The organism is Pseudomonas sp. 05T35, from assembly GCF_056396605.1.
Window position 1 is genome coordinate 1 of record NZ_JBFTLU010000624.1, and the last position, 1986, is coordinate 1986.

Consider the following 1986-nt stretch of genomic DNA (forward strand, 5'->3'; position numbering starts at 1 on the left):
ACCTCAACGCGCAACCGCAGCTGCTGCAACTCGGGCAAATCCCGATGATCGAGCGGCTCGAACAGAGTTTCAAAACCTTCCGTGAACGCCCGGCGCTGCACATTGCCGGTGAGGTGCTCAGCTATAGGGACTTGCACACCCAAAGCCTGGCAATTCAGCAACGGCTGCTGCCACTGATCGAGCAGTACCGAGCGGTTGAGGGACCGGTGGTCGTGGGCATTTGCCTGCCAAAATCCAGTGCATTGTTTGCCGGCATTCTGGCGATCCTCGGCAGTGGCGCGGTGTACCTGCCACTCGAACCCAGCCACCCGCTGCAACGTCAGCAGTACATCCTGGAGAACGCCGGCGCCGTGCTGTTGTTGCATGATGGCCTGCACCCGCTGAGCAATGAGATGCCGGGGCTCGACATCAGTGGTATCGACGCCCGCGAGGCGAATCCAGGCTTGCCGCTGATGCGCCAGCGCCCCGGCAGCCAGGCGCCGTGTATGGCGCTCTACACATCGGGCACCACCGGTCATCCCAAAGGTGTGTTGCTCAGCCAGAACAATCTCGGGCACTTCACCGCGTGGTATGCCGATTACGTCGGGCTGACGGAACGTAGTCGGGTGTTGCAGTTTTCATCACTGAGTTTCGACTCCTCGTTGATCGATATATTTCCGGCGCTGATCCAGGGCGCCGAGCTGATCGTACCCAACGACGACCAGCGTCGTGACCCGCTGCAATTGGTCGAATTGATCCGCCATCATCAGCTCAGTCACGCGTTTCTGCCGCCAGCGCTGCTGAGCATTCTGCCGTTGGATCAGTTACGCGACCTTGCACATGTGATGACCGGTGGCGACGTCTGCGAACCCCATGTGATCAAACAGCTGCCCCAGCAAGGCAAGCTCTACAACCTGTATGGCCCGACCGAAGCCACGGTGCTGATCACCGCCCGACAACTGCAGGTCGGTGACAGCAATCGCAGCCTCGGGGCACCGATTGCCAACAGTCAGGTGCTGATCCTCGACGAGAACTTTCAGCCCGTGGTCGAGCAGACCGTCGGTGAGCTGTACATCGTCGGTCCGGGGGTGTGCCTGGGCTATTTGAACAACCCGCAGCAGACCGCCGAGCGCTACCTGCAATTGCCCTTGCCGGACGGCCAAAGCCTGCGTGCCTATCGCACCGGCGATATGGCGAAGTGGACCGCCGACGGCATCGAGCTCTGTGGGCGACGAGACAATCAGGTGAAGATCCGCGGCTACCGGGTCGAACCGGAAGAAATCGAACGCTGCCTGCGCGACAGCCAGTTGTTCCGCCAGGTGGCCGTAGTGATCGACAGTCATCGACGGATTCTGGCGTTCCTCGCACAGCCCCAGGAAGACCAGCCGGGCGCGGCACGCGAAGCGCTGAAAGCTCACGCCCAGCAGTTCTTGCCGGACTACATGCAGCCCACCGCCTGGACTGAATTGGCGAACATGCCGTTCGCCAGCAACGGTAAAGTCGATCGCCGGACGCTGCTGGCGATGCCGGTCAGTGTCCTCGAAAACCTTCAGCGTCGGTTACCCGAGTCCGCCGACGAGTCGCAACTGCTGGAGCTCTGGGCCGATCTGCTGGAGTTGCCGGCAGGCGACATTTCCACCGACGAAAACTTCTTCAATCTGGGCGGGCACTCGATCCTGTTGTCGCGCATGTTGCTGCAAATACGCGAGCAGTTCGGACGCAGTATCTCGATCAACCGCTTCATCGAAGTCCCGACCATCGCCAGGCTGGCCACGCTGGTCAGAGGTTCTGCCGGCGAAGAAGTGCTCAGCGAAAAGGCCCTGGCCGATGCCTTCCGTGAGCTCGATGTACAGCCCTTGCCGGTCAGCCGAATGGGCGATGTGCACAAGGTCATCGTTACCGGTGCCAATAGCTTTGTCGGCGTGCATATCGTCGAGGCGCTGCTGGCCTGGGGCGCCAGCGAAGTCGCGTGCCTGGTGCGTGACAGTGCCGGGCAAAGCGCTGCGC

Annotated in this window: 1 protein-coding gene; it reads left to right on the top strand. The window is 61.4% G+C overall.

The window, feature by feature from the left end:
• On the top strand, positions 1–1986 hold a 1986-nt coding region (locus tag AC1DH9_RS28120; RefSeq protein ID WP_477809234.1), incomplete at both ends, for a non-ribosomal peptide synthetase.